Here is a 26,638-nt window from a genome sequence, read left to right on the forward strand (position 1 = left end):
TCATCGTACGGATTTGTATATACGGAAATTATGTGCTTCTTATCGGGAGAGATATAAGGAAAATCCGAAAAAGAGATTTCCTTTCCTGTCTTTTTATCAATCCATTTATAATCGTAAGCCTCCCAATAGCTACCCGAAACTACAAACTGATTCATAAACTTGATTTGCCCTTTGTATTCATACACCTGCTGATTGTCCAAGTCCGAATTAGGGTTAATATCCTTAAAAGTCACTATGGAATCCAAGCACGGAAGCGTAATTACATTGTTCTTCTTCACGATTGATAGCGTATCTCGCAAAAGAAAATCAACCGCCGATTTCTTTGCTTTTTCATACGAAGATTTATCAATCAATTCAAAGCTAATGAGCGTATCTAAAGCAATGGCTTCTTCATAGAAAACAGGTTCGTGTTGTTCTCCTTTCTGGATAAGTGAAATTTTATCCAAATCGGAAGCAATGAGCGAAATTTGGTTCAAATCTCCTACTTTGCTCTTCAGTACGTAGGCATAATTCCCCGTTTCGTAGTTCATTGCTTTGTAATAGTCGCCTTGTTCGCCTTCGACTTCAATCCTATAGCCATATTGCATCGCATTTTGGTTTTCGGAACTTTCCTCGGGCTTTTCTTTGAACCAAGTCCCCTGCCGTTCGATGACGTATTTTACTATTTTGGGAGAATTGCTCTCTCCATTCTGAGGGATTGTATCTGCGACAACTTCTGGCTTGTCGCTTTTCTGCGAGGCGTTTTTCTTTTCAAAAAATTGACAACCCACCAAAGGGAGAAGTAGTAATAGTGAAATAAACTTTCTCATCATTTTTCTGCACTGATGTTTGCTGATTTACTTTGTGGAATGCAATCCGCACTCTTTTTTACTTTTATCCTCCCACCACCAGCGACCCGCACGAAAGTCTTCTCCTTCTTTAACGGCTCGTGTACAAGGCTGACAGCCAATACTTATGAAACCTTTATCGTGTAGCGGATTGTACGGCACTCCGTTGGTGCGTAAAAAATCCAGAACTTCAATGGTTTTCCAATGTAAAATCGGGTGGAATTTAATAATCTGGTTACCTTCGTCCCATTCCACCTGTGACATTTGTTCCCGATTAGGAGATTGCTCTGCCCGAAGCCCTGTAATCCATACTTTATTTCCTGCCAGAGCCCTTTTTAAAGGTTCAACCTTCCGAATATGGCAGCATTCTTTCCGAAGTTCGGGAGAATTGTAAAACGCATTGATGCCGTGTGCTTTCACGTAACTTTCAATAGATGCCGCATCAGGATAATACGGAATTGTGGTGGTTTGATAGCTCATATCGGTTTTGTCCCACGTGGCATACGTTTCAGGAAACATTCGCCCTGTATCGAGTGTAAAGATTTTTATTGGAATATGGTTATTTCGTATCAGATGGGTGATTACTTGGTCTTCCATTCCGAAGCTGGTAGAAAAAACGACTTCATCAGGGAAATAGGAAGCCAAAAATTGTAAAGATTCTATCTCATTTTTCCCTAAAAGTTGCTGTTGAAGTAATTCTGTTTGCTTACTCATTTTAAATTTTTTAGAGAGCAAAAATAATCATATTTTTAGCAATAAAAAAGAGAAAGAACATATCTGCTTACTTATATTATCGGATTTTTAATTATTTTTTTATTACTTTCCAACCTTTCTAAAAAAATATCGTTTATATAAGCAAAGACAGAAAATTAAAAACCGAATGTAATCATTTACCGTGAAAAAAGTAATCAAAATACATTTTGAAAATCAGAAAATTATAGAGAAAGCCAAACAAAACGACCGTTTGGCTCAAAAACAACTCTACGAGTCGTATGCTCCTGCGATGTTAAGTGTTTGTAGATTGTATATCAATGACTTACATTTTGCAGAAGATGTGTTACTCAAATCGTTTTTCAAGATTTTTACTCATTTGAAGAATTATCAAGAGCAGCATCATTTTTATGCGTGGATACGAAGAATCGTGGTAAATGAATGTATTGATTTTCTGAAAAGTAAGATGCAAAAAATGTCTTTTTCAGAACTAAAAAACGATTATGATGAAGCAGACCTGTGGTACGAAGATGAACTTTTAAAAGAAGATGAATTACAAAGTCTCATCGACGAACTTCCCGAAGGTTGCCGAGCCGTATTTAATCTCTATGTATTTGAAGATTATAGTCATAACCAAATCTGTGAGGAGTTAAATATCTCTTTGGGTACTTCAAAATCACAACTTTCGTACGCAAAAAAAATACTAAAACAAAAAATAGAAAAACAACAAACGCTTAAAAATAAAACGCTATGAACTGGAAAACCAACATCAAAAATAAATTTCGTAACAGAGAAATACAGCCCTCAACTAACTTGTGGGACAATTTAGAGCAACAACTCCAACAGAACGAAAATAAATCATTGAAATCAAAATGGTTATACTATCTCATCGGGATAAGTGTAGCAGCTGCGGTAGTTTTTGGCGTGTTTTATTCGTTTCCTTCTTCTGATGAAATAATTACAAATGAACGGGTTACGGTACATATTCCCTCTGAGAAAAATAACAAAAAAACAACCATCGTTAAGGATACATTTTTATCTGAAAATCCTACAAAAACAAAAAAAATAGAAAATAAAAACAGAATTGCTAACAAAAAACAAATCCAACCAACAAGTGAACCAGAAATTGATTACGACAAATATGTAGATGAACTGTTTAAAGACGACTTAGCTGAAATTTGGAAAAAATTGCAAGTTACTATAAAATCAGAATATCAGATAGATAGCCTCTATGTTGCTATGGGCTTGGATAATTTATCGCCGCAAGAACTTCTTCAAATGGCAACTACCGAAGCTCGATTGGAAGCCTATTTAGAACATAAGTACGATACCGAAAAAATTTTTGCAGAAGTTGAAAAAGAAACTTTTAAAGAACGTATGCAAAACATTTTAAACAAAATTGTTAATGAATATGACCGACTGCGCCTTGCGCTAAACGAAAAAAAAGAATAATAAACCAAAAATGATAATAAATATGAAAAGTAGATTTTTATGGGTCTTTTTCCTTTTATTTTCAGGAAATATTATAGCCCAAACCGATTACGAACAAGTGATTAAAGCCTCTAAAAGAGCGATTGACTCCATTATGGAAGCCGAAAAGTCAATTTTAAAAGATAAATTCAAAGCGATTGATCAGATGCTGGACAGCAAAGAAATCAGCAAAGAAACTGCCCAGCGAATGAAAAAAGAGGCTACCAATGCGACACGAAGCACTATTCAGAATAAAATCCGTCCTGAAACTCAAAAAATTACAGAAGCAATACGCCAAAAAGCGGATAATGACAGACAGTTTACTAGCAATCAACCACAAAAAGCAAAAACAGCCAATCATTCGCAAGAGGAACTTTCTCTAGAATATGAACAAGCAATGAAAAAACTCGATTCGCTATTTAACGAAAAGCCACAGCAGAAGCCCATATATGAAAGCACACAGAAAGTGCTAAAATCAATAAATATTAACATCGGTTGTGATGAAAAGAATCTGAAAAAATGCGATAAAAGAGACTTAAAAAGAATTCGTGGTGGACTGAATTTCGCTTTGGCGTTTCACAATATGCGTAGTAATGAGCATTTTAGTAATGATAAATTTCGCATTTGGGGTTCAAAATCGGTGGAAATCGGTTATTATAACAACGTAAGATTATTGAAAGATAATAATTTATTACATCTGAATTACGGGCTTTCCTGGATGATGAATAAATTAAAAATGAAGGATAGTGATTATTTTGTAAACAATAACGGAATTACTGAAATTCAACCTTATAAAGTGCCTGTTATTAAGTCAAAATTCAAAACACATTATCTGATTTTGCCTATGAATTTGGAGCTTGATTTTACACCTATTTGCACCTATGAAGATAAAAAATATTATCCAATTCATAAAAGTTTCAGAGTAGGCGTAGGTGCGTACGCTGGGTTATTATTAAACAGTAAGCAAAAAGTAAAATACAGAGCATCGGGTAGCACGCATAAAGAATTAAATTTCAATAGAATGAATGTAAATGAATGGATTTATGGAGTATCAGCACATATTGGGATAGGAAGTGGTGTTTTTTATGCTCGATACAGCTTAGTGCCCTTGTTTAGAAATAACCCTACCAATGAATATCCTTTCTCAATAGGAATGCGTTGGGGGGGATAATCATAAATATTCTTCTCAATTTTTGAAAATATAAAAATTTGTTTATCAAATAATTTTGAATCAGTCCTAGAGAAAAACAGCCTTCAATTAGATGGCTGTTTTTCATTTGCTTTAAGTTTACTACCTCAATAGAATGGTTTTACTAATTATTTATCTGAAATAAAATTCACTTCTTATTTTAACTGAAAAAATAGTACTTTTGTACCCAACTCAAAAAAATGTATAATAATGCTACGAAAATTAAAATTATTAGCTGTGGTTGTTTTCGTGTTTTCTTGTACGAAAACAGAAATTAAATACAAGGATGTTGAAAAGTTAATAGAATATCCTATCACCGAAGTTCAAAAAATAAACATTTCAGACATTCAAAAATTGGGTAATGAAATGTTTACTAAAAAGGACGAAGAAATAATTGATGACCAAAAAATACTTTACAACAAAGATTTGAGAGGTTTCAAAATAAATGAAATGTTGGAAATTAAATTGCTGGGCAATAATAAATATCGTATCCGTAATTTTTTACCCCATACATTTAAAAATCTGGAACTTATCATTAGTAATGACAGTTTTTCATCGCCTATTCCAATTGCTTCATTTGATGAATTTCCAGCATTGTACGAATATGAAGGAGTGCTTCCTTTTTCTGAAAAAGAAACTTTTTTTATAGATAAAAAAGGGGAAAAAGTTTCTGTTGAAAATTTTCAAAATATACCAATATCCGATTTAAACTTGTATTTTGAAACCAATGACCCAATGTTTGCCAAAATTAAGAGCATTCGCTTGGAAACGTTTTATACCTTTGCTGATTATAAACAACCCGGAAAATGGGATAAAGTTACGGTAGATGATGCCAAAAATTACCTACCCTTAGTACTGAATATGGCGTATGTTTTTAGTTCTGATGCTTTTGAAAAGGCTATATTGGAAGCTCCTTATGATTTTACAGATAACAAAAAAGTATTAGACCGAAAGCAAGTTATAAAAAGTTTAAGAACCCCACCGAGGCAAATACTTGGTATTATTATTGAGCCAGGAACAGGTGGCTTGGGCGGAGGAAGTACTTTTGGTGTGCGAAGAGAGTATATCAATAATCCGAAAAATGCCTTTTATAAAGAAATCAATTTAAACGACCGATGGGGAAGTGGCTTAGTAACTAACGTTTGGATACACGAATTTGGTCACGTTGCTGGGTATGGTCACGATGGTAATATGACCTATTTTGCAGGAAAAGGAGCTGATGCCCAAGGATTAGTCCCTATTACGATGGCTTTGTATCAAAAAATGCTATTAGCAAAAGAACTTCCGTTTAACGAATATCCATATTAGTCTCGATGAAAAAAATAATTATATCATTCCTAACGTTAGCCGTAATGGGCTGTACCAAAGTAAACGAAGAAATCGTTGAAAATATTATAGAAAAATACCCAAAAGCTGTTGAGGAGAATTCTGTTTCTTATTATTTGGAAGAAGATAAACCGATATTAGCGCTTAAAAAATCAGATGAACGTTTTATTGCTATTAGTCAATATGATAATTCTATTTTTTTAGGGGTAGAAACAACCACAGAGGATAAAAAAAGTTATTCAATACAAAAATTGGATACTCAAAACGGGAATTTGACCCAAATTATTACCGATTTATCTCACATAAAGGATATAGCTATTTCGGATAAATTCATTTTTGTAACCCAAAATAAAACCGTAAGAGCTTATAATAAAAATACTTACGAGTTAGAAGTAATTATTGGGAATGGTAACCAAAACGACCAAAATTTCGGGATGTTTAATACACAGGCTTTATTTCTTACCAATTCGCATTTATTGGTTAGAGACGAAAAACGTATTCGTTTTTTTAACTTGGCAGATATTACTGCATCGAATACAAAAAAAGTGCCTACCTTTTTAAAAACGGAAGTGTATAGTGGTAATGTGTCCTCCATAACAATCCACAACAATAAACTTTTTATGCTACGTGATTTGAACGGAAACAAAACTATTGACTTTTTTGATTTGAATGAAAAAGGATTTATTTCTGAAAATCAGCTTCGTACTAATTTCTTTTCAGTAGCTTCATATCAAGAGCAGTTATTTTCATTCCGAAATCATCTTTATTCCAGTTTGAAAGAAAAAGGATTGGGTAAACTTGATGAAAAGGCGAATATTGAATATCAGTATAAATCTCACAATAACAATCCTTTACAAGTACAACGATTTGTTTTTACCCAAGATAAGCTATACATCACTAACCAAAATGGTGGAGAAATAAGTGTTTTCAAAGTAAAAGATATTGTTTACAGAAAATATTAAGTAGCTGATTTTTTATAAAAAATTATCCGTTGTTTTGTCTTGAATTTAGAATTTTCAAGGGTGGGGGGTGAATGTGCCCAAAGTATTTTTTATCCTTTATTTTTTTAAATTACACCATAATATATTACCTTTGCGGACTTAATTTTTCATACACAAAAAAGATAAGAAAATGAATATCACGAAAGAGCAAATAGATGCCTTAAATGCTGTAATTACAGTAACGATTGATCGTGCAGATTATAGCGAAAAAGTAGAAAAAGTACTTACCAACTACAAAAAAACAGCTAATGTTCCAGGGTTTCGTAAAGGACACGTGCCTTTGGGAATGATAAAAAAACAATACGGAAAAGCCGTATTGGTAGATGAAGTAAATAAATTATTGCAAGAGGCTTTAAACAAATATCTTACCGACGAAAAATTAGATATTTTAGGAAATCCGCTACCCAAAAATCAAGACGATTTTAATTGGGATGCCGATACCTTTACATTTGAATTTGAAGTCGGATTGGCACCAGCTTTTGAAATTGATTTGAAACCTAAACAAGGTATTACACATTACGAAATTTCTGCCGATGACAAAACCATAGACAATCAAGTGGAGCGTATCGCAAAACAATTTGGAAAATTAGTAAGTAAAGGAGAAGTAACTCAAGAAAAAGATATTGAAATTACAGGAACATTCTTCAATGAAGCTAAAAATATCGACAATAAAGCTACCTTTGCTTTAGAAAAACTTTCGGAGAAAAACGCAGAGACCTTTATAGGTAAAAAAATAGGAGACCAATTTCAATTACAATCTAAACAACTTTTCAAGGATTCACACGATTTAATGCACTTCTTGAAAGTTTCGCACGATGAAGCTCATCATTTAGATGTGGAATTAACTTTCACCCTAGAAGAGGTAAATATTCGTGAAAAAGCTACCCTAAATGAAGAACTTTTCGATAAATTGTTTCCCGAAGGAACAGTAACCTCTGAGAAAGAATTACGTGAAAAGATAAAAGAAAATGCTGAGTTTCAGTACGCAGAACAAGCCGACCAACAATTGTTTAATGAGGTTACCGATTATTTGGTTGAAAATACCAAGTTTGACTTGCCAAGCGAATTTCTTAAAAAATGGTTGCGCACCGCTGGTGAAAAAGAGCTTTCTGCCGAAGAAGCAGAAGTTGAATATGAACAATCAGAAAAAGGATTGCGCTATCAACTTATAGAAACCAAGTTGTTGACTGATAATAATTTGACTCCAACTTTTGAGGAACTCAAAAAATATACAGAAGATTACATTCGAAATCAAATGACGCAATACGGGATGTATAACAGTGATGAACATTATGTTAACGACATCGTAAAACGCGTACTTTCTAACAAAGATGAAGTTATGCGATTGAACCAACAATTGGTACACAATAAATTATTGAACTTCTACAAAGAAAACGTTACTTTAAACACTAAAAAAGTAAATTTTGACGAATTTGTAAAGGAAGTTTACGGTAAAGAGTAATTTGAAACGATAAAGAAACGTTCGACAAATTACATATTTGTTAACTAAAAAATACTATCTTTGAGGCGTTAAATACAATTTAGCGCCTTTTTTTAACTAATTTAATAGCTATGAATTACGGAAAAGAATTTAAAAAATACGCTACCAAACATAGGGGGATCAATAGCTTATATTTTGATAAAGTGGTAAGCAGTATGACACCCTATATTGTGGAAGAACGCCAACTTAATGTTGCTCAAATGGACGTTTTTTCAAGATTGATGATGGACAGAATCATTTTTCTAGGAACAGATGTGAACGACCATATGGCGAACATTATTCAAGCTCAATTGTTGTTTTTGGAGAGTGTTGATAATGCTAAAGATATTCAAATCTACATCAATTCCCCTGGAGGAAGTGTTTATGCTGGACTTGGAATTTATGACACAATGCAATTCATAAAGCCTGATGTAGCTACCATTTGTACAGGTATGGCGGCCTCAATGGGAGCGGTTTTGCTTTGTGCTGGTGCAGCAGGAAAACGTTCTGCTCTACCGCACTCACGAGTGATGATTCATCAGCCTTCAGGAGGGGCACAAGGAGTGGCTACTGATATGGAAATCAACTTAAAAGAGATGTTAAAACTTAAAGATGAACTTTATCAGATTATAGCTAATCATTCAGGGCAACCTTTTGATAAAGTATATAAAGACTCTGAACGTGATTATTGGATGAAAGCCGAGGAAGCAAAAGCCTATGGTATGATTGATGAAGTTTTAGTTAGAAAATAATTGAAAATTAAGAACAAAAATCTATCTCACTAAAAGTTTCTTGAAACTTTACAAAATATGGCAAAAAAAAGAACTGAAGAATACTGCTTTTTTTGTGGTCGTCCAGAGTCAGAAACTGAAATGATTATCAATGGATTGGAAGCAAAAATATGCAATTATTGTGTAGAACAAGCTCACGAATTGCTAATGGTTGAAGCAGGTTATCAAAGCAAAGATAAAGCCTTTTCGGATAATGAAATTACATTGAAAAAGCCTAAAGAAATTAAGGCTTTTTTAGACCAATATGTCATTGGGCAAGATTTCACCAAAAAAGTGCTTTCTGTGGCGGTTTATAATCACTACAAGCGTTTACAACAACAAAACGGTGAAGATGATGTTGAAATTCAGAAAAGTAATATTGTAATTGTAGGGCAAACAGGAACAGGTAAAACGCTTATAGCTAAAACGATAGCTAAGATGTTAAACGTTCCGTTAGCCATTGTAGATGCTACAGTACTTACCGAAGCGGGTTACGTGGGCGAAGATGTTGAGAGCATATTAACTCGACTGCTACAAGCCGCTGATTATGATGTAGCAAAGGCAGAAAAGGGGATTGTTTTTATTGATGAAATTGATAAAATTGCTAGAAAAAGTGACAATCCATCTATTACCAGAGATGTATCGGGTGAAGGGGTACAACAAGCTCTTTTGAAATTATTGGAGGGTTCAGTAGTAAACGTTCCACCCAAAGGAGGACGAAAGCACCCCGATCAAAAATATATTGAAGTGAATACCGAGCATATTCTTTTTATCGCTGGGGGAGCTTTTGATGGTATCGAACGTATCATATCTAAGCGGTTAAATATGCAAGCTGTTGGATATAATAGTTCAAAGTCGGCACAGATTGATACTAAAAACTTGATGCAGTACTTGATTCCTAAAGATTTAAAAGACTTTGGTTTAATCCCTGAAATTATCGGGCGTTTGCCGGTCTTGACCTATATGAATCCACTGGACAAGGAAACACTACGTATGATACTTACCCAGCCCAAAAATGCTATTATCAAGCAATATACAAAGTTGTTTGAGATGGACGGGATTGCCTTTGAAATTACCGATGAAGCTTTGGATTTTATCGTTGAAAAAGCAATGGAATATAAGTTAGGGGCTCGTGGGCTTCGTTCACTTTGTGAGAATATCTTAACCGATGCTATGTTTGAAATGCCAAGTTCTCAGGAAAATCATTTGACTATTACTAAAACATACGCAGAAGAAAAGCTTAAAAAACTCAATCATTTATCATAAATTGGATTGATTTTTTTGGACACTCAATAAAATACAAACACGGCTGAATTGCCGTGTTTTTTATTGTAATTCTCATAGTTTGCTTCTTTTTGGCTATCAAATGATTAGAAGATTATTTGTCTTTTCTATAGCTGTTATAACTAAGTAATTCTGTTTTTTGTTCTTTTACTGACAGAGAATTAGTAACTTTGCAAGTGGTTTGTTAGGGCTGAAATACAAAGACTATATGTATGCGTTAGATATAGTCAGTAAAACCGCTAAAAAAGTGAATACTCAAAAGGGAGGTTCGTCGTATCCCATTGATATTTTTTCTGAATTAGAGGATTTTTTGCAAGAAAATAATATTGAATTATAAATTTAAACATTAAACCATAAATATTGAACATTCAGATATGGATTATTTAGAACAATTGGAGGCAGAAGCCATACATATATTCCGCGAGGTTGGTGGTCAGTTCGAGAAACCAGCGTTGCTTTTCAGTGGTGGGAAAGACTCCATCGTGTTGGTACACTTGGCTCTGAAGGCGTTTCGTCCGTGTAAGTTTCCGTTTCCGCTTGTGCATATCGATACGGGGCATAATTTCCAAGAAGCGTTGGATTTTCGTGATAATTTAGTGAAGAAACTCGGTGAGCGACTCATCGTCCGCAAGGTAGAAGACACCATTAAAGCAAAGGGCTTGACCGAACCCAAAGGAAAGTTTGCAAGTCGTAATGCCTTACAATCTTACACTTTGTTGGATACCATCGAAGAATTTGAGTTTGATGCTTGTATCGGTGGAGCAAGACGCGATGAGGAGAAAGCTCGTGCCAAGGAACGAATTTTTTCCGTGCGTGACGACTTTGGCGGTTGGGACCCGAAATTACAACGCCCCGAGCTTTGGCACACCTATAACGGAAAGATACACAAAGGCGAAAACGTGCGTGTGTTTCCTATTAGCAATTGGACGGAGTTGGACGTTTGGAACTACATTCGTCGTGAAAAAATAGAACTACCGAGTGTGTATTTCTCGCACGAACGCGAAGTAATTGACCACAACGGACAGCTGATTGCTGTTTCGCCATATATTCAGATTGACGAAAATGACGTGATAGTAAAACGTAAAGTACGTTACCGAACCGTTGGGGATATGACCTGTACGGCAGCGGTAGAGTCCGAAGCCTATCAGATTGATGATATTATCAACGAAATTACCGCCACCCGAACCAGTGAGCGAGGAGAAACCCGAATTGACGACCGAATCTCCGAAGCTGCAATGGAAGACAGAAAAAAAAGCGGATATTTTTAGTTTTCAAATACATAACTAAATTAACAAAGAACATCGTTTTGTTAGTTTTTTTTTAAGAAAAGAAGCAGTATCTTTGGTTTAGGAAACGTATAAAACAAAACTACTATGGGACGTCCTATATTTGAGTACACAAAAATGATTTTGGTAAAGGTGAGTTTCGATCCAGAATTGTTTTGTAAAGAACTTAAAAAGGCGATAGACAAACTTTTACCTTATGAGGTTGATGAGCTGAAGGTATGGCTCAGTACTTACACAGAAAATAAACCAGAATTGATGGAATGTCTGGTTTGCATAGAAAATTAGAAATGTTTTTTTGATCTTTTACCCTTTCCCGAGAATGTTCATTTCTCGGGATTTTTTTATTGATGAAATACTCGGTAAAGGGCAATATGATAAAGTTTTCTTACTTTTGCCGTTATTCTATGGAAATGGGTTGAAGTTGGAATACAATGGGAAATTTATTTAAAAGTAGAGTTTTCAGATTGTAAGGATGCTTTAACATCGTATGTATTCAAAATTGATAAATGGTTTTATTGTGATGAAGCAAATTTTAAGTACACAAAATCCTCTGGTTAAACAAAGTATATCTTTAGTGGAAAAGTCGAGAAATCGGAAAAAAACAGGACTTTTTCTAATTGAAGGAGTGCGTGAAATTTCTTTAGCATTGCAAGGAGGATATCAGCTTACGACTATTTTTTATCAAAAAGAGATTTTCCTAAAAGAGAATCTGTCAACTTTATTACAACAAATTGGAGATAGGGTAGAGGTCATTGAAATTTCTAAAGAGGTTTACGCTAAACTTAGTTACAGAAGTTCTACTGAGGGAGTTTTAGCAATAGCCCAAGCTAAAAAACACCAGTTGGAGAATGTAGTTTTTCAGAGTAATAATCCACTTATTTTAGTAGCCGAAGCTCCTGAAAAACCTGGGAATATTGGCGCTATTTTAAGAACGGCAGATGCCGCTGGGGTTGATGCCGTACTAATTGCCAATCCGAAAACAGATTTATATAACCCTAATATTATTCGTTCCAGCGTTGGGTGTGTGTTTACCAATCAAATAGCTTGTGGTACAACCCAGCAAATTATCCATTTTTTGAAACAAAATAAATTAAATATTTTTTGCGCAGCACTTTCAGCTTCAAAGTCTTATACTGAGGTTGATTTTAGTCAAGGGTGTGCTATTGTGGTAGGTACAGAAGATGAGGGGTTAACTCAGCAATGGCTTGAAAACAGTTCTCAAAACATCATCATTCCGATGGAAGGGGTTATTGATTCTATGAATGTGTCGGTTGCGGCAGCGATTCTGATTTTTGAAGCCAAACGTCAACGAAAAGGTATTAAATTATAAAAAAAACCGCCCATTTTAGGCGGAAAAAAAATGTCGGGATGACTGGACTCGAACCAGCGACCACACGCACCCCATACGTGTACGCTACCAACTGCGCCACATCCCGATTTTGAGTTGGCAAATATAAGTAAAATACAATATGTAGCCTAATGATTTTTGAAAAAAATGATTTTAGCATATTCAACTCCCAAGAGTAATTTTTTATTTCACGAATTTATAAAATAAATGAGACCTTTGCACAGTAAAAAATGCTTAGGTTCCATTAGTAAGTGCAATTTTTTAGGATAGTTTTTCTCTCTTTTTTCTTTGGGCTAACCCAAAGAAAAAAGAGAGAAAGTAAAAAAACTTTCTCCCTTCAAAAAAATGTTATTTCTTCGTCAAGTAGCCATATAAGACAATGAGGTATAAATATTTAACGTTGGAACAAGGATACGAAATAAAAACATATCTTAAATGCAATATCACAAAAATTTATTGATGAGCAATTGAGCGTCTCAGAAAGGACATCAGATCAAGCGAACGCCACAGGACAAACGCTTCTCAACCTTTGAACCCGATACCAACGTGAAAGACGTCTACAAGTTCGACTTACTGATGTTGGAGCAGTTTGCGGGGGAAAGCACGTAATATGTCGGCGATATTGATGTCGCCAACATCAAAAAACCACGGTTAAAACGCCGTGGTTTTGTGTTTTTGTAATACCTTTGTGCTCGATGATGAAATCCTCAAAAAATGTACATTTCATTTTGAATTTTGGTACATTTGGTTTTGCGGATTATAGAAAACAGGAAGTTATCCCAAAAGTAGCAGCTCTTGTAGAAGACAAAATTCGATAGAAATATTGGTCACCCCCAGCACATTGTGGCTAGTAGCTTATGTTTCAAAAGCTTTGACTGATTTTTTCAGTATTATGCCCAAATTAAAGTTTGATATTTTTTGCGCGTTTAACCTGCTTCATTAGTGCTTTCTGAATTATATTCCTATTTCTTTAAAGTAGGTATAAAACAAAAAAGATTATCTAATTCTAGATAATCTTTTCAGAGCGGGAGACGAGGTTCGAACTCGCGACATTCAGCTTGGAAGGCTGACGCTCTACCAACTGAGCTACTCCCGCCTTTTCAATTTTACGAGTGCAAATATATAGGGTTTTTCCCAAACTTCCAAATAAAAAATGATATTTTTTTATTCATTTTTATAATTAACTAAAAATCAGAATGAATAAAATTAACCTCAGCATACTTTATCTCTAAAAACATTCCATTTTTTTTCGGATAGCCCTCTTTTTATTGGATTTACAAAACATCATAAAACCAAAGCAGGTGGTAATTTATACCGCTTGTTTGGGTTTGCTCTAATATTGGGCTATGGGTTGTCATTTTTGGCTTGGGCTTTTTTAACCTCTTCAATGTGTACTTGGAGCTCCTTTCCGTATTTGGATTTGGCAACTTCAGGTGAGAGCTTATTATACACCGAATCCAAATATTTTACATTGGCATCAAAAATATCCGTTAGGGCAATGTAAGGCGCTACGTACGAATCGGAATGATTTATCGCGTAATTTACTGAGAATAAATATTTGCGAAGCGTATTCTTTTCAGATAATTCTTTGAGAGAATCCACCTTTTGAGATTGTCCTTCTTTAACAGCATTAATTTGTTGTTCGAGTAATTCCATATTTCGAGTACCAAATTTGCGCATCATCTTATTGTATTGCTCCAATATTTTTTGCGATTCCGAGCCACTTACTTTTGCATTGATATCGAACATTTTGTGCGTACTTTCGATGGTAATTTTGGTAGGTTCGCCAAAGAAAAGTAAACGATCACCAAAATCTGTCCCTTCTTGTTTGTTTAAATCTAAATAGATATAGAAAATTTCTGGACTTTCAAGAGGAGTTACAAAACGAAATTTCCCTTCGCCTTTGGCTACCATTGAATCTAAATTGACTAATTTTCCTTCATCGTAGCGTTGTAAAAAAACAGTTCCTTTTTTTAGTCCTTCAATATTTCCTTCTACAATCATTTGTTGGCTATCATCGGCACAGGCAAAAAAAGCGAATGGCACTAAAAATGTCAAAATTATCTTCTTCATAAAAAATCGGTTACTAAAATTATCGTCAAAAATAGTTTTTTTATTACATATTTACTCGTAAAAAGTGTGTTTATTGCATTTGAGAAGCTATTTCCATCAAATATGCCGATAGCATTGCTCCGTAAGTACCTACTACATAGCCTAAAACAGCTAAAAGTACGCCCACGGTTGCTAGTGAAGGATGGAAAGCAGAAGCTACTACTGGTGCTGAAGCAGCCCCTCCTACGTTGGCTTTACTACCTACTGCCAAAAAGAAATAGGGCGCACGGATAATTTTGGCTACCAAAAACATCACCAACACGTGAATAGCCATCCAAATCAGCCCCACTAAAAGCAAACCTGGATTATCAAAAACTTGCGTAAGGTTCATTTTCATACCGATAGTTGCCACCAATACGTAGATAAACACACTACCGAGTTTGCTGGCTCCGGCACCCTCATAATTACGAGCTTTGGTAAAAGAAAGCAAAATGCCGATGAGCGTAGCAAAGGTAACTAACCAAAAGAATGTATCACCAAAAAAGGAAGTAGCACTTTGTGCATTACGTATCGATTCGAAATTGGATTTGAGAAAGTCAGTGATGATGTCTGCACCGAAATGTGATAGTCCTACTCCTCCAAAGGCTAATGCTAACATTACCTTGTAATCGACCAAAGTAGGTTGTTTTTTCGTCTTTTCAGAAAAGGAAATTACCCGATTTTTTAAATCTTCAATAGATGAGTTATCGGCTTTTAGCCATCGGTCAATTTTATCCGATTTACCAATGCCAAAGAGTAAAAAAGCCATCCAAATGTTAGCCACCACAATGTCTACAATTACCATTGCTCCGTATTTTTCGGGGTTATATTTGTAAATTTCTAACATTGCGGCTTGGTTAGCCCCTCCACCTATCCAGCTTCCGGCTACGGTGGAAAGCCCCCGCCAAACGGCATCAGGTCCTATACCACCAACGGCTTCGGGCATAAAAGTTGAAACAATGAGTATGGCAAGTGGACCGCCAATGATAATTCCGAAAGTTCCTGCAAAAAACATAATCAATGCTTTAGCCCCTAAGTTAAAAACAGCTCGTAGGTCAATGCTTAAAGTTATCAAAATCAGCGCAGCAGGTAACAAATATCTACTGGATACAAAATATAAATTTGAAGTTTTGTTAGAAATAATACCCATTGAATTTAAAATTGCTGGTAACATATAGCAAATCAGCAATGCTGGAAAAATAGTGTAAAATACTTTCCAGAATTTTGTTTTTTGAGAGGAAGTATAAAATACAAATCCTAAACAAACCATTAGTAATCCCAATACAACGGCATCATTAGCAATTGGTAACTGCATTATAATATCATTTTTTATATTATTCTATGGGCGAAAATACTATTTTTTTTAATATTTGCTAACCTAAGAGTTTTTATTTCGAAAAAATGTGAATTATTTTGATTACCATAGCAGATTTCATTAAAGAGATACTTTTCAAAACTTAAAAGCAATAACCTAAAAAGTAAAATTCATTTTTTTGTTATGTGATTTTTAATAGTATTTTAACTTTTATTTAGATGTTTTATGTAGAGTAAAAAATTAAATTTGCTGAGAATCAAAAAACGAATTCATTATGAAAAAACTTTTAAATTTAGTTTTGGGATTGGCAATAGTTGCTTCCCTCACACATTGTAAAAAGGAGGAGTCCGAAAAGCATGATGACCTCAAGGTGGATACCGAGCAAGTTGAGGTAGTGTTAGGTAGTGCCAAAATGGTAAGCATTCAAGCAGGAAGTGGCAATTATAAGGTATTTTCACCTGATGCTTCAAGAGTTAAGGTAAATATTAAAGCCAATCAAGTGATGCTTGAAGGAGTTGCCGTAGGAGGACCAGTTGCCATTGAAATTACTGACGTGAAAACAAATCAAAAAAAATCAGTAGATGTAACTGTAGTTTATGCAGATATCGAACTTGCTGAAACTAAAATTAGTTTAGGTATAGGCAAATCGGAAAAGGTTAAAATTAAAGCAGGAAGCGGTTTTTATGAGCTTATCTACGCCAAACAATACACCGATTTTGTACACGCTCATATTGATAAAGAAAACTATTTGGTCGTTACTGGAAAAGCCTCCGGAGAAACCACAATTCAAGTGAGAGACCAAAAAACACAAAAAACAGCAGACCTAAAAGTAGTTGTAGGTAAATAACTCTCTCTTAAAACATTAAAAATAAGCTCAATAGTTTATATTGAGCTTATTTTATTTATCTAAAAATCAACGCTTTGACAGAAATTAAACGTGTAAAAAGCAATATTTCTGTCATTTTTTGTTTTATTTGCGTATATTTAGCCGATTTTTAGTTGATATAAAGCGAAACTATGCCTAAAATTTTAATCATTGAAGACGAAGCTGCCATCCGCCGAGTGTTGGCAAAAATTCTCACCGAAGAGAATAAAAATTATGAAATTGATGAAGCTATCGACGGTTTAGAGGGCATCGAAAAGATAAAAAAAGAAGATTATGACCTGATATTGTGTGATATCAAAATGCCAAAATCAGACGGTATGGAGGTACTCGAATCTGCCAAAAAAATCAAACCTGAAATTCCTATCGTGATGATTTCAGGACACGGTGATTTGGAAACAGCCGTTAATACAATGCGTTTAGGGGCTTACGATTATATATCGAAACCCCCTGATTTGAATCGATTGCTAAATACTGTTCGAAATGCCTTAGACCGCAAAGAGTTAGTTGTTGAAAATAAACGCCTTAAAAAGAAAATCGGAAAAAATTATCAAATGATAGGGCAAAGCCCTGCCTTAGAGCAAATACGCCAAATCATACAAAAAGTAGCACCAACAGAGGCAAGAGTGCTCATTACAGGTTCAAACGGTACAGGTAAAGAACTGGTGGCTCACGCCTTGCATAACCAAAGTGAACGTGCCGATGCCCCTATGATTGAAGTCAACTGCGCTGCTATTCCTTCCGAACTAATAGAAAGTGAGCTTTTTGGACATATCAAAGGCGCTTTTACTTCGGCAGTTAAAGATCGTGCTGGAAAATTTGAAGCAGCCAATAAAGGGACTATATTTTTAGATGAAATTGGTGATATGAGCCTGTCGGCACAAGCCAAAGTATTACGCGCCTTACAAGAAAATAAAATTGCTCGAGTAGGAAGCGATAAAGATATTGAGGTAGATGTACGGGTGGTTGCAGCTACCAATAAAGATTTGAAAAAAGAAATTGCAGAGGGGCGTTTCCGTGAAGATTTATATCATCGTTTGGCGGTAATTCTCATTAAAGTACCTGCTTTGAACGAACGTAGAGAAGATATTCCGCTTCTTATTGAACATTTCTCAAAAAAAATTGCAGAGGAACAAGGTATCAGTCCGAAAAAATTCAGCGATAAAGCAATAAAATTATTACAACAATATGATTGGACGGGGAATATCCGCGAATTGAGAAATGTTACCGAACGCCTCATCATTTTAGGAGGAAAAGAAATTTCAGAAGATGATGTTAAAGCATTTGCAGGTAAGTAATTATGAGAAAAAGAGGACTCAAATTTCTACGCTGGGGCATCGGATTTTTCATTGTAGTGTTGCTCTTGGTTGTGGGTAGCTACCAATATATCGAATGGCATACTCAAGGCACTACATACGACCATATTTCTGAAGTACCGCACAATAAAGTAGGGGTGGTTCTTGGCACTTCTCCTTATCTGAAAAGTGGGGCTGCCAATCCTTATTTTCAATATCGGATTGATGCTGCCGTGGCTTTATTCAACGCTCAAAAGATTGATTTTATCTTAGTTAGTGGTGATAATGCTACGGTACAATACAATGAACCTAAGGCTTTTAAGAAAGCTTTAATCAACAAAGGGATTCCTAAAGAGAAAATTTTCTTGGATTATGCTGGATTTAGGACTTTGGATTCAATGATTCGAGCTTATGAAGTATTCGGACAAGAAAAATTTACCGTAATTTCCCAAAAATTTCACAACCAAAGGGCTGTTTTTATCGCACGTCAAAAAAATATACAAGCCGTTGGATTTAACGCCACAGACTTGCCTTCGCATTTAGGAATTAAAACGCAAATTCGGGAGTATTTAGCGCGAACTAAAGTATTTTTTGATTTGATTTTTTCAGTTCAGCCCAAATTTTTAGGAGAAAAGATTGAAATTAAATAACTTATTTACCTAAAAACTATGTTCGCTTTATGTAAAAAAGAAATCCGTTATTTTTTTACTTCGCCCATTGGGTGGACAGTTGTAGCCATATCGGTAATCCTCAATGGATTGTTTTTATGGATTTTACAAACAGATTACAATATTTTCAATAATGGTTTTGCTGATTTGTTACCTTTTTTCAAACTTTCATCTTGGATGTTTGTTTTTTTAATTCCTGCACTGACTATGCGTAGCATTTCAGAAGAAAAGAAAAACGGAATGTTAGGATTATTGCTGACCAAGCCGATAAGTACCATAGCCTTGGTTTTTGGAAAATATTTAGGAATTTTATTTCTGATACTAATTCTTTTAATCCCTTCATTGTTATATGTATATATGCTTTGGCAGTTGGGCAACCCTGTTGGCAATTTAGATGTTGCTACTACCATAGGTTCATACATAGCCCTTTTTCTACTAGCCTCCACCTTTGCGGCGGTAGGTTTGTGGGCTTCGGCGGTAAGTAACAACCAAATTGTATCATTTGTAATCGCTACATTTTTATGTTTTTTCTTGTTTTTTGGGTTAGACGCTATTGTTCAAATGATTTTTCCAAATGTAATGTATGGTTTGGGCTTTCAATCTCATTTTGATGCTATTAGTCGAGGAGTGATTGATAGTCGTAATCTGCTGTATTTTATATCAGTATCTGTATTTTTTATTATCATCACTTCACTTTTTATAAAATCGTATAAAAGATGAAAAATACTAAGGATTTAGCCGTACAAGCCATTTTTGCCTTTTTAGGACTTTTAGCTATCAATCTGTTAGCCAATTTCTTCTTTTTCAGATGGGATATTACAGAAGATAAACGCTATACGCTTTCTGAAACTTCTCGCCGGACCCTAAAAAAGATAGAAACTCCTATTCTCATTGAAGTACTTTTGAAAGGTGACATTCCGCCTACATTCAAAAAACTTCAAACCGAAACAATGCAACTGTTGGAAGAATACGTTTCAGAAAATAATCACATCCGTGTACAATTTATCAATCCGTTAGAAGGAGAATCTAATCCTGAACAAACCCTCAATGAGCTAACTCAAATGGGGCTTACCCCATTGCAAATCACACAATCAGAGGCAGGTAAATCTTCCATTGCTCATATTTTCCCGTGGGCGATTATCAACGATGGAATTCACACAGAAAAAGTCGCACTTTTTACCAACAGTATTGGGGCAACCGACCAAGAACAAGTACAACGTTCGGTACAGCGTTTGGAATATAATTTTACCGATGCACTGCACAAACTCACCCTTGAAAAACAAAAGAAAATAGCGGTTTTAAAAAGTAATGGCACTCTGGAAGATCTCTATATTGCTGATTTTTTGAAAACGGCTGGAAATTATTATCGTATTGCTCCTTTTTCTTTGGATTCGGTGGCGGTAAACCCCGAAAAAACACTACAACAGCTCAATGAATTTGATTTGTTATTGATTGCAAAGCCTACCCAGCCTTTTACCGATGTCCAAAAGCAAGTTGTTGATCAATTTATTATGCAAGGCGGAAAAACGCTTTGGATGGTGGAACAAGTAAATATTGGTATAGAAGACTTATACAATGCTCAAGGAACAGCTATGGCAATGCCTGTAGATTTGAATTTAGGTGATATGTTTTTTCAATACGGATTTCGGTTAAACTACAACCTAATCAACGATTTGTATTTTACAGAAATTGTTATTGCTAGTGGTCAAGGCAACCAATCACGCTATTTACCTTTACCTTGGTTATATCACCCAATGGTGATTTCCAAAAACAATCATCTCATCAATAAAAACCTCGATGCCACACGTTTACAATTTGCCAATAGTATTGACACTTTACAAAACGGTATTCAAAAAACCATTTTACTTAGTAGCTCAGCTCTATCGAAAGTTGAGGGCACTCCTCGAGAAATCAGTTTGAAAATTGATCCTAAGAAGATGGATAAAGCAGGTTATAACCAAGGAAACTTTCCTGTATCAGTACTTTTGGAAGGGCAATTTAATTCGGTTTACAAAAATCGAATTCCTCCCATTGAAATGAAAGACCAAAAAGAAGTTAGTTCTTACACCAAAATGATGGTGATTTCAGATGGTGATTTTATTAAAAATGAAATTGCCTCCAATACCCCTTTAGAATTGGGTTACGACAAATGGACGCATAAATTCTATGATAATAAATCATTCTTAATGAATGCTTTAAACTATCTTCTAGATGAAAATGATTTGCTTACCTTACGTAACAAAAAGGTACAACTTGCTTTTTTAGATAAATCCAAAATAGAAGACAACCAAAAGGCTTGGCAACTAAAAAGTATCTTATTGCCTTTGCTTATTGTGTTAATATTATCGTTTTTAGTTAAAATCTATCACAAAAAAACATATTCAAGGTAATTATTTTTCAAAAATATTTTTCTCTAACGTAAAATTAAAATATCTTTGTCAAGTTGAAAGAGAAGTATTAAAAAAGAAACACGCATAAATAAGATGAAGTTTATTGTATCAAGTTCGTTATTACTAAAAAAATTACAAGTCATCGGTGGGGTTATCAATAATAGTAACACAATGCCGATTCTTGACAATTTTTTGTTTGAATTGACTACCAACGCTTTAACCATTTCAGCTTCAGATTTAGAAACCACTGTAAGAGGAGTTTTGGAAGTAGAATCTGACAGTGAAGGAAGCATAGCTGTTCCTGCCAAATTATTGGTGGATATCCTTAAAACTTTTGCGGAACAACCTTTGACTTTTATCGTTAAAGACAACAACACTATTGAAATTAGTTCTACACACGGTAAATATTCCTTAGCGTATTTGAATGGTGAAGAATTTCCGAGCCCTGTAAATTTGCCTGAGGCTAACAAGGTAAGCATTTTGGGTGATGTTTTGGCGACAGCCATACAAAAAACCATTTTCGCTGTAGGAAACGATGATTTACGCCCAGTAATGAGCGGAATTTTCTTCGAATTTAGCACTGAAGGATTAACTTTCGTAGGTACAGATGCGCATAAATTAGTCAAATATCACCGTTCAGACATTAAAGCTAACGAAACTTCGGAATTTATTATGCCTAAAAAACCTTTGAACCTCTTGAAAGGAATTTTAGCAGGAAGTGAAAGCGAAGTAACTATTGAATATAACGAAAGTAATGCAAAGTTTTCGTTCGATAATATGGAGTTTATCTGTCGTTTGATAGATGGAAAATACCCAAATTATGATGCTGTTATTCCGAAAGAAAATCCGAATAAACTTACTATTAATCGTACACAATTTTTAAGTTCGGCACGTCGGGTAGCGATATTCTCAAATAAAACGACACACCAAATCCGACTTAAAATTGCTGGGGCTGACCTACAAATTTCGGCAGAAGATGTAGATTATAGCAATAAGGCAGAAGAACGATTAACGTGTGATTATCAGGGTGATGATATGGAAATCGGCTTTAATTCTAGATTTTTGGTAGAAATGCTTAATAATTTAGATGCCGATGAGGTAATGCTTGAAATGTCAATGCCAAATCGGGCTGGGATTTTAACCCCCATTGATGGATTAGACCCTGGTGAAAAAGTGCTTATGTTGGCAATGCCTATTATGCTTAACAACAATATATAAAATTAAAATTTTAAGCTAATTCATTATAAAATCTCTGATTTTTGTCAGGGATTTTTTTATTTTTTAAAAAAGGTAATGTACTGAAAAAAATAGTTGGTAATTATTACATTACTCTTATTAGACCGAAGTATAGGATGTACTTTAAAATTTACATACCTATCCCCCCCCAGCTTTGGCTCCATTGCCCCATCCTTTGTTTGAGTGGAACAATAAAGTGGGGCGAGAGTTTTCAACTTAAAAGGTGTTCTATTAGCTTAATAATCTTAATGTTAAAGCTAAGTGGAATATAAATATGTCTCGTCCTGAAAAAATGATACAGGATTAAACAACTAAAAAATTATTAATCAAGTGGTACAGTCTTACCAACTGTATCACTTTTTCTTTTATACAATTTAGGAACTAATTCCTGTTGGGTATGCATCTGTTTTGGGGTTAAAAAATGATTCGAAAAATGAGGTCTCTTTTCGTTGTATATTTTAATCACATCAGCTACCAACTTCTTTCTACATTGCAAATTTACATTAAATTTGTCAATATCATACTCTTGTTTCAAAATTCCATTGATTCTTTCCGCAATCGCATTCTCGTAAGGATCAGACTCTTGAGTCATACTACATCGGATATTATACTGATTTAAAACCTTTTGATAATCATCTGAACAATATTGCAACCCTCTATCTGAATGATGAATTAATTCCTCTATTTTTTCCTTTTTCAAAGCGGATTTTAAGGCTTTTAAACTGGAAGTACTAGCCAAAGAGTCCGACACATCATAGCCTACAATTTTCTTCGAATAAGCATCTGTAATCAAACTCAAATAAGCAGGATTTTCTCTGTTACCCAAGTAAGTAATGTCTGCTACCCAAAGTCGGTTAGGAGCTTTTACTTGATAATCTTTTATCAAATTAGTGTGTTTCCTAAAACGATGTAACGAGTTGGTCGTTTTATGATAACTTCTTTTAGGAATAATAAGTAAATGATTAGCTCTTAGTATATTAAAAAATTTATCTCTACCTATTTTTAACATTTTCAATTCCTCTTTTAAAAGAGAATAAAGTTTTCTTCCGCCCATTTTGGGACTGTGTTTTCTTATTTCTGCTACCATTGCCACTACTTGTTTTGCGTTGTTTTTACGCGTATCTCTACGCTTTAAATTGCGATAATAAACCTGTCTATCCACCCCGAACAGCTGACAGGCAAAACTTACTGTTTCTTGTTCTTTTTCTCGGAAAGTTTCGATAGTTCGGGGGGTGAGTTTTTTAGTTCGTGTATTTTATTTTTTTCAATAGGACTCACTGAATGTTTCACATTTCGTATATCAATTTGATATTCTTGTTGGGCAAGGTCAATCATCATATCGAAAATAATTGATTTCTTATCCGATACATAGGCTTGTCTTTCGAGCAGTGCTTTTTGTTTTTTTAGGAGTTTTACTTCTGCTTCAAGCTCCATTATCCTTTGTTCTGGTGATTTAGGCATATTTGATGGGGTTTGATTTTCCCAGTCAAAGTTACCAAATTTTCTCAACCAATTCATAACTGTACTTCGTGACTGAATGCCATATTTTTTACAGGCACCACAGGTCGATAAGCTGCCTGATTCAATCTCTTTTACAATATTGAGTTTAAAACTCATACTGTAATCTCGTTGAGTGCGTTTTACATATTTATCCATAATAACGATTTTTTTTGTATCGATATTTCAGGATAAGACAATAAGAATATAAAAAACGGCTTGTTTTTTTTAAAACAAGCCGTTTTTTTCAGACTAAAATATATTTTTGATAAGATGACTATTCTACCAAAGTCATTTCATCAACAATATGTTTGGCTCCAGAAAATTTATCAATTACCCAAAGCACATAACGAATATCTACGTTGATGGTACGTTGTAGTTTCGCATCAAAAATAACGTCTCCAGCCATCGCTTCAATGTTACCATCAAAAGCCAAACCGATAAGTTCTCCTTTTCCATTCATTACCGGCGAACCTGAATTTCCGCCCGTAATATCGTTATTGGTAAGGAAATTAACGTGCATTGTTCCGTCTTTATCCAAATATCTTCCAAAATCATTTTTTTCGTACATCTCGACCATACGTTTAGGCATATCGAATTCGGGGTCATTAGGTTTATATTTGGCAACCATTGACTTGAAAGTAGTATAGTTGTTAATGCTTGCATCTGCATTACGTTCGTCATTGGGCAGGGCTTTAACTGTACCGTAAGTCAATCGTAATGTAGAGTTGGCGTCGGGGTATTGAATACGACTTACCCCAGATTTACGCATTCCTTGAACAAATTTACGATATGCTTTTTGATAGCCATCTTCAAGTGAAGTAATGCTTTCTGATTTCTGGTTGTATGCAGTCATTAACGCCTTAGAAAGTTGTGTAAGCGGGTCGTTTTCCAATATTTTTGCATCAGGATTTTCCAAAAATTGGATATACTTTTCTTTGGAAGCAAAAATACTTTTTCCAAAGGCTTCTTCTACAAATTTTTTGAAATCACCTTGATAATCAGTGTAAATTTGTTTTACATACTGCGATACATTTGCTGCTTTTGATGCATACAATGTAAGTCCATCTGTTAAAATGGCTTTTTCCGTAGGGATATGCATTTCGTCATAAATAGCACTGAGGTTTTTGAAGCGTTCAAGTAGGGCTGTTTGTTGCTCTTTGGGGAGTTGCTCTAAGCGTTGCAATTGTAAAGCAATGGTATTGGGTACAGTAGCAAAATTAGTAGCACGTAATAGAGACATCAGATAATTTCGGTCTGCCGAATATTGATTCGTTTTCTCAAAATAATTCTGCATAGTGGGTAAAACCTGTGCATATTGGTCACGATTTTTCTTTCTATTGGCCCACTTAGCAAACTTTTTCTCGTATTTGCGTTTGGTTTCGGCGGTTTTATGTGCTGTGAGTGCCTCTATCATACCTTGTCTGTTTTTCCAATAATTGGCAATTTGAGCATATTTAGAAGCATACATTAAGCGGATGGCAGGGTCGGCATCCATAAACGGTTTCATAGCATCCATTGCTGTTTTTGAGGCTTCAACCCAAGCCGGATAAGCATATTTTACATTTTGATCCACCCAAAACGAAGGAACCCAACGGTTAGTACGCCCAGGATAGCCCAAAATCATTGCAAAATCATTTTCTTTAACTCCTCCGATGTTGATTTTTAAATAATTTTCAGTCCTTAAAGGAATGTTTTCAGGTGAATATTCTGCTGCATTTCCGTTTTTGTCGGTATATACACGGAATAGAGAAAAATCACCAGTTTGGCGAGGCCATTCCCAATTGTCAGTATCTCCACCGAATTTCCCGATGCTTTCGGTTGGGGTACCTACCAATCGAACATCTTTAAAATCTTGATAAACAAAGTAATAATATTCACTGCCTTGGAAGAAAGGACGCACGGAAACTACGTATTTTCCACCTCCGTCATTCTCTTTTTGAATTTTCGCCATTTCTCTGTTTAGCGCAGCTTCGCGTTCTTTTTCTGTCATTTGGTCGTTTACCACACCAAGCATACGCTCCGTTACATTATCCATACGCACAAAGAAACGCACAAAAAGCGACTGAGGTTTGATTTCGTCTTTATGCGTTGCAGCCCAAAATCCGTCACGTAGGTAGTTATTTTCGGGAGAAGATACCTCCGCAATTTGCCCATAACCGCAGTGGTGATTGGTAAGTACCAAACCATCTCTGGAGATGATACTTGCTGTACAACCGCCATTAAATTGCACGATGGCATCTTTTAAACTGTTTTTATTGATACTGTAAATTTCTTGGGCAGTGAGTTGAAGTCCCATTTTTTGCATATCTCGCTGATTGAGACGCTCAACAAACATCAAAAACCACATTCCTTCGTCGGCACGCATTATTGGTAATCCAACAAAGAACGTCATAATGAGTGTAAAAATCTTTTTCATCATTAAAAATTAAATTGTTATTTTATTATTGCGGCTAAAAATACGCGTATTTAAGTTTTCATTCAAAAGAACAAAGTTGTTTTATGTTTTTTTTAACATTTAAACTTTAAAATCAAACGCAAAACAAAAGTTAAAGCAATATTTTTCGCTAT

General features: G+C 35.0%; 25 protein-coding genes and 2 tRNA genes (1 of these 27 cut by a window edge). 18 read left to right on the forward strand and 9 right to left on the reverse strand.

What is annotated here, in order from left to right; all coding sequences use genetic code 11:
• A protein-coding gene (locus CGC47_RS10305; protein WP_042000940.1) for a hypothetical protein crosses the window boundary here: on the reverse strand, positions 1-812 show its 5' portion. 223 nt of this gene lie to the left of the window's left edge; the window shows 812 of its 1,035 coding nt (coding positions 1-812); it begins with the start codon at positions 810-812; the stop codon falls past the left edge of the window.
• Positions 813-836: 24 nt separating this feature from the next.
• The gene (locus CGC47_RS10310; protein WP_042000942.1) at positions 837-1,541 is read right to left on the reverse strand and encodes a phosphoadenylyl-sulfate reductase; all 705 of its coding nucleotides are present in this window, start codon (positions 1,539-1,541) and stop codon (positions 837-839) included.
• Between the two features lie 181 nt (positions 1,542-1,722).
• Between CGC47_RS10310 and CGC47_RS10315 the strand changes: the two genes are divergently transcribed.
• The 12 genes from CGC47_RS10315 to CGC47_RS10365 all read left to right on the forward strand — a co-directional run bounded on the left by CGC47_RS10315 (position 1,723) and on the right by CGC47_RS10365 (position 12,674).
• Complete coding sequence (locus tag CGC47_RS10315; RefSeq protein WP_013996855.1) at positions 1,723-2,292, forward strand: RNA polymerase sigma factor; 570 nt, start codon at positions 1,723-1,725, stop codon at positions 2,290-2,292.
• Positions 2,289-2,990 carry a hypothetical protein gene (locus tag CGC47_RS10320; protein ID WP_095900316.1) on the forward strand — a complete coding sequence of 234 codons (702 nt, stop codon included), beginning with the start codon at positions 2,289-2,291 and terminating at the stop codon, positions 2,988-2,990. The genes CGC47_RS10315 and CGC47_RS10320 overlap by 4 nt, the downstream gene beginning before the upstream one ends.
• A 22-nt stretch (positions 2,991-3,012) precedes the next feature.
• Positions 3,013-4,179: a hypothetical protein gene (locus CGC47_RS10325; RefSeq protein WP_095900317.1), complete on the forward strand. Its 1,167-nt coding sequence runs from the start codon at positions 3,013-3,015 to the stop codon at positions 4,177-4,179.
• A gap of 228 nt (positions 4,180-4,407) precedes the next feature.
• Positions 4,408-5,505 (forward strand): hypothetical protein, encoded by a 1,098-nt coding sequence (locus tag CGC47_RS10330; protein WP_095900318.1) that lies wholly within the window; start codon positions 4,408-4,410, stop codon positions 5,503-5,505.
• Positions 5,506-5,510: 5 nt separating this feature from the next.
• Positions 5,511-6,485: a hypothetical protein gene (locus CGC47_RS10335; RefSeq protein WP_147269761.1), complete on the forward strand. Its 975-nt coding sequence runs from the start codon at positions 5,511-5,513 to the stop codon at positions 6,483-6,485.
• A 169-nt stretch (positions 6,486-6,654) separates the two neighbouring features.
• Complete coding sequence (tig, locus tag CGC47_RS10340; protein WP_042000961.1) at positions 6,655-7,986, forward strand: trigger factor; 1,332 nt, start codon at positions 6,655-6,657, stop codon at positions 7,984-7,986.
• A 110-nt stretch (positions 7,987-8,096) separates the two neighbouring features.
• A complete protein-coding gene (clpP, locus tag CGC47_RS10345) occupies positions 8,097-8,756 on the forward strand; it encodes an ATP-dependent Clp endopeptidase proteolytic subunit ClpP (protein WP_013996861.1) in 660 nt (219 codons plus the stop codon).
• 57 nt (positions 8,757-8,813) lie between these two features.
• Complete coding sequence (gene clpX / locus CGC47_RS10350; protein ID WP_041984864.1) at positions 8,814-10,040, forward strand: ATP-dependent Clp protease ATP-binding subunit ClpX; 1,227 nt, start codon at positions 8,814-8,816, stop codon at positions 10,038-10,040.
• A 226-nt stretch (positions 10,041-10,266) separates the two neighbouring features.
• Positions 10,267-10,395: a hypothetical protein gene (locus CGC47_RS10960; protein ID WP_256593376.1), complete on the forward strand. Its 129-nt coding sequence runs from the start codon at positions 10,267-10,269 to the stop codon at positions 10,393-10,395.
• A 37-nt stretch (positions 10,396-10,432) separates the two neighbouring features.
• Positions 10,433-11,326 carry a sulfate adenylyltransferase subunit CysD gene (cysD, locus tag CGC47_RS10355; RefSeq protein WP_013996864.1) on the forward strand — a complete coding sequence of 298 codons (894 nt, stop codon included), beginning with the start codon at positions 10,433-10,435 and terminating at the stop codon, positions 11,324-11,326.
• Positions 11,327-11,431: 105 nt separating this feature from the next.
• Positions 11,432-11,629, forward strand: a complete 198-nt coding sequence (locus CGC47_RS10360; RefSeq protein WP_013996865.1) for a hypothetical protein — start codon at positions 11,432-11,434, stop codon at positions 11,627-11,629.
• Between the two features lie 202 nt (positions 11,630-11,831).
• Positions 11,832-12,674, forward strand: a complete 843-nt coding sequence (locus tag CGC47_RS10365) for a TrmH family RNA methyltransferase (protein ID WP_082025322.1) — start codon at positions 11,832-11,834, stop codon at positions 12,672-12,674.
• A 33-nt stretch (positions 12,675-12,707) separates the two neighbouring features.
• On the opposite strand, the gene CGC47_RS10370 is transcribed toward CGC47_RS10365, so the two are convergent.
• The 4 genes from CGC47_RS10370 to CGC47_RS10385 form a co-directional block, all read right to left on the reverse strand.
• Positions 12,708-12,780: transfer RNA gene (locus CGC47_RS10370), tRNA-Pro, on the reverse strand.
• 935 nt (positions 12,781-13,715) lie between these two features.
• A tRNA-Gly gene (locus CGC47_RS10375) sits at positions 13,716-13,788 on the reverse strand.
• 248 nt (positions 13,789-14,036) lie between these two features.
• Positions 14,037-14,765 (reverse strand): DUF4369 domain-containing protein, encoded by a 729-nt coding sequence (locus tag CGC47_RS10380; protein ID WP_042000964.1) that lies wholly within the window; start codon positions 14,763-14,765, stop codon positions 14,037-14,039.
• A 70-nt stretch (positions 14,766-14,835) separates the two neighbouring features.
• Positions 14,836-16,098, reverse strand: coding sequence for a DUF819 family protein (locus CGC47_RS10385; RefSeq protein WP_042000967.1), 1,263 nt, complete (start codon positions 16,096-16,098; stop codon positions 14,836-14,838).
• A gap of 274 nt (positions 16,099-16,372) precedes the next feature.
• On the opposite strand from CGC47_RS10385, the gene CGC47_RS10390 reads away from it, so the two are divergent.
• The 6 genes from CGC47_RS10390 to dnaN all read left to right on the forward strand — a co-directional run bounded on the left by CGC47_RS10390 (position 16,373) and on the right by dnaN (position 22,552).
• Positions 16,373-16,945 (forward strand): hypothetical protein, encoded by a 573-nt coding sequence (locus CGC47_RS10390; RefSeq protein ID WP_095900320.1) that lies wholly within the window; start codon positions 16,373-16,375, stop codon positions 16,943-16,945.
• A gap of 170 nt (positions 16,946-17,115) precedes the next feature.
• Positions 17,116-18,279: a sigma-54-dependent transcriptional regulator gene (locus tag CGC47_RS10395; RefSeq protein ID WP_013996877.1), complete on the forward strand. Its 1,164-nt coding sequence runs from the start codon at positions 17,116-17,118 to the stop codon at positions 18,277-18,279.
• A gap of 2 nt (positions 18,280-18,281) precedes the next feature.
• The gene (locus tag CGC47_RS10400) at positions 18,282-18,926 is read left to right on the forward strand and encodes a SanA/YdcF family protein (protein WP_013996876.1); all 645 of its coding nucleotides are present in this window, start codon (positions 18,282-18,284) and stop codon (positions 18,924-18,926) included.
• A gap of 18 nt (positions 18,927-18,944) precedes the next feature.
• Positions 18,945-19,664: a gliding motility-associated ABC transporter permease subunit GldF gene (gene gldF / locus CGC47_RS10405; RefSeq protein WP_042000972.1), complete on the forward strand. Its 720-nt coding sequence runs from the start codon at positions 18,945-18,947 to the stop codon at positions 19,662-19,664.
• A complete protein-coding gene (gene gldG, locus CGC47_RS10410) occupies positions 19,661-21,334 on the forward strand; it encodes a gliding motility-associated ABC transporter substrate-binding protein GldG (protein WP_042000976.1) in 1,674 nt (557 codons plus the stop codon). The genes gldF and gldG overlap by 4 nt, the downstream gene beginning before the upstream one ends.
• Positions 21,335-21,427: 93 nt before the next feature.
• Positions 21,428-22,552: a DNA polymerase III subunit beta gene (gene dnaN / locus CGC47_RS10415; protein ID WP_013996872.1), complete on the forward strand. Its 1,125-nt coding sequence runs from the start codon at positions 21,428-21,430 to the stop codon at positions 22,550-22,552.
• 340 nt (positions 22,553-22,892) lie between these two features.
• On the opposite strand, the gene CGC47_RS10420 is transcribed toward dnaN, so the two are convergent.
• The 3 genes from CGC47_RS10420 to CGC47_RS10425 form a co-directional block, all read right to left on the reverse strand.
• Positions 22,893-23,732 carry an IS3 family transposase gene (locus CGC47_RS10420; protein ID WP_232779663.1) on the reverse strand — a complete coding sequence of 280 codons (840 nt, stop codon included), beginning with the start codon at positions 23,730-23,732 and terminating at the stop codon, positions 22,893-22,895.
• A gap of 23 nt (positions 23,733-23,755) precedes the next feature.
• Positions 23,756-24,226, reverse strand: a complete 471-nt coding sequence (locus tag CGC47_RS10840) for a transposase (protein WP_109862012.1) — start codon at positions 24,224-24,226, stop codon at positions 23,756-23,758.
• A gap of 118 nt (positions 24,227-24,344) precedes the next feature.
• A complete protein-coding gene (locus tag CGC47_RS10425) occupies positions 24,345-26,489 on the reverse strand; it encodes a S46 family peptidase (protein ID WP_370444589.1) in 2,145 nt (714 codons plus the stop codon).
• Positions 26,490-26,638 lie beyond the last annotated feature (149 nt).

Origin of the sequence: Capnocytophaga canimorsus (assembly GCF_002302565.1) — a bacterium.
Taxonomy (GTDB): domain Bacteria; phylum Bacteroidota; class Bacteroidia; order Flavobacteriales; family Flavobacteriaceae; genus Capnocytophaga; species Capnocytophaga canimorsus.

Excerpts from the sequence above, each read along its gene's own strand:
- CGC47_RS10365 (WP_082025322.1), top strand. The coding sequence starts at position 11,832 with ATGTATTCAAAATTGATAAATGGTTTTATTGTGATGAAGCAAATTTTA.
- clpP (WP_013996861.1), top strand. The coding sequence starts at position 8,097 with ATGAATTACGGAAAAGAATTTAAAAAATACGCTACCAAACATAGGGGG.
- CGC47_RS10425 (WP_370444589.1), bottom strand. The coding sequence starts at position 26,489 with ATGATGAAAAAGATTTTTACACTCATTATGACGTTCTTTGTTGGATTA.
- clpX (WP_041984864.1), top strand. The coding sequence starts at position 8,814 with ATGGCAAAAAAAAGAACTGAAGAATACTGCTTTTTTTGTGGTCGTCCA.
- CGC47_RS10335 (WP_147269761.1), top strand. The coding sequence starts at position 5,511 with ATGAAAAAAATAATTATATCATTCCTAACGTTAGCCGTAATGGGCTGT.
- CGC47_RS10360 (WP_013996865.1), top strand. The coding sequence starts at position 11,432 with ATGGGACGTCCTATATTTGAGTACACAAAAATGATTTTGGTAAAGGTG.
- CGC47_RS10380 (WP_042000964.1), bottom strand. The coding sequence starts at position 14,765 with ATGAAGAAGATAATTTTGACATTTTTAGTGCCATTCGCTTTTTTTGCC.
- CGC47_RS10400 (WP_013996876.1), top strand. The coding sequence starts at position 18,282 with ATGAGAAAAAGAGGACTCAAATTTCTACGCTGGGGCATCGGATTTTTC.
- CGC47_RS10325 (WP_095900317.1), top strand. The coding sequence starts at position 3,013 with ATGAAAAGTAGATTTTTATGGGTCTTTTTCCTTTTATTTTCAGGAAAT.
- CGC47_RS10840 (WP_109862012.1), bottom strand. The coding sequence starts at position 24,226 with ATGGATAAATATGTAAAACGCACTCAACGAGATTACAGTATGAGTTTT.
- tig (WP_042000961.1), top strand. The coding sequence starts at position 6,655 with ATGAATATCACGAAAGAGCAAATAGATGCCTTAAATGCTGTAATTACA.
- CGC47_RS10385 (WP_042000967.1), bottom strand. The coding sequence starts at position 16,098 with ATGCAGTTACCAATTGCTAATGATGCCGTTGTATTGGGATTACTAATG.
- gldG (WP_042000976.1), top strand. The coding sequence starts at position 19,661 with ATGAAAAATACTAAGGATTTAGCCGTACAAGCCATTTTTGCCTTTTTA.
- dnaN (WP_013996872.1), top strand. The coding sequence starts at position 21,428 with ATGAAGTTTATTGTATCAAGTTCGTTATTACTAAAAAAATTACAAGTC.
- gldF (WP_042000972.1), top strand. The coding sequence starts at position 18,945 with ATGTTCGCTTTATGTAAAAAAGAAATCCGTTATTTTTTTACTTCGCCC.
- CGC47_RS10330 (WP_095900318.1), top strand. The coding sequence starts at position 4,408 with ATGCTACGAAAATTAAAATTATTAGCTGTGGTTGTTTTCGTGTTTTCT.
- CGC47_RS10320 (WP_095900316.1), top strand. The coding sequence starts at position 2,289 with ATGAACTGGAAAACCAACATCAAAAATAAATTTCGTAACAGAGAAATA.
- CGC47_RS10390 (WP_095900320.1), top strand. The coding sequence starts at position 16,373 with ATGAAAAAACTTTTAAATTTAGTTTTGGGATTGGCAATAGTTGCTTCC.
- CGC47_RS10960 (WP_256593376.1), top strand. The coding sequence starts at position 10,267 with ATGTATGCGTTAGATATAGTCAGTAAAACCGCTAAAAAAGTGAATACT.
- cysD (WP_013996864.1), top strand. The coding sequence starts at position 10,433 with ATGGATTATTTAGAACAATTGGAGGCAGAAGCCATACATATATTCCGC.
- CGC47_RS10310 (WP_042000942.1), bottom strand. The coding sequence starts at position 1,541 with ATGAGTAAGCAAACAGAATTACTTCAACAGCAACTTTTAGGGAAAAAT.
- CGC47_RS10395 (WP_013996877.1), top strand. The coding sequence starts at position 17,116 with ATGCCTAAAATTTTAATCATTGAAGACGAAGCTGCCATCCGCCGAGTG.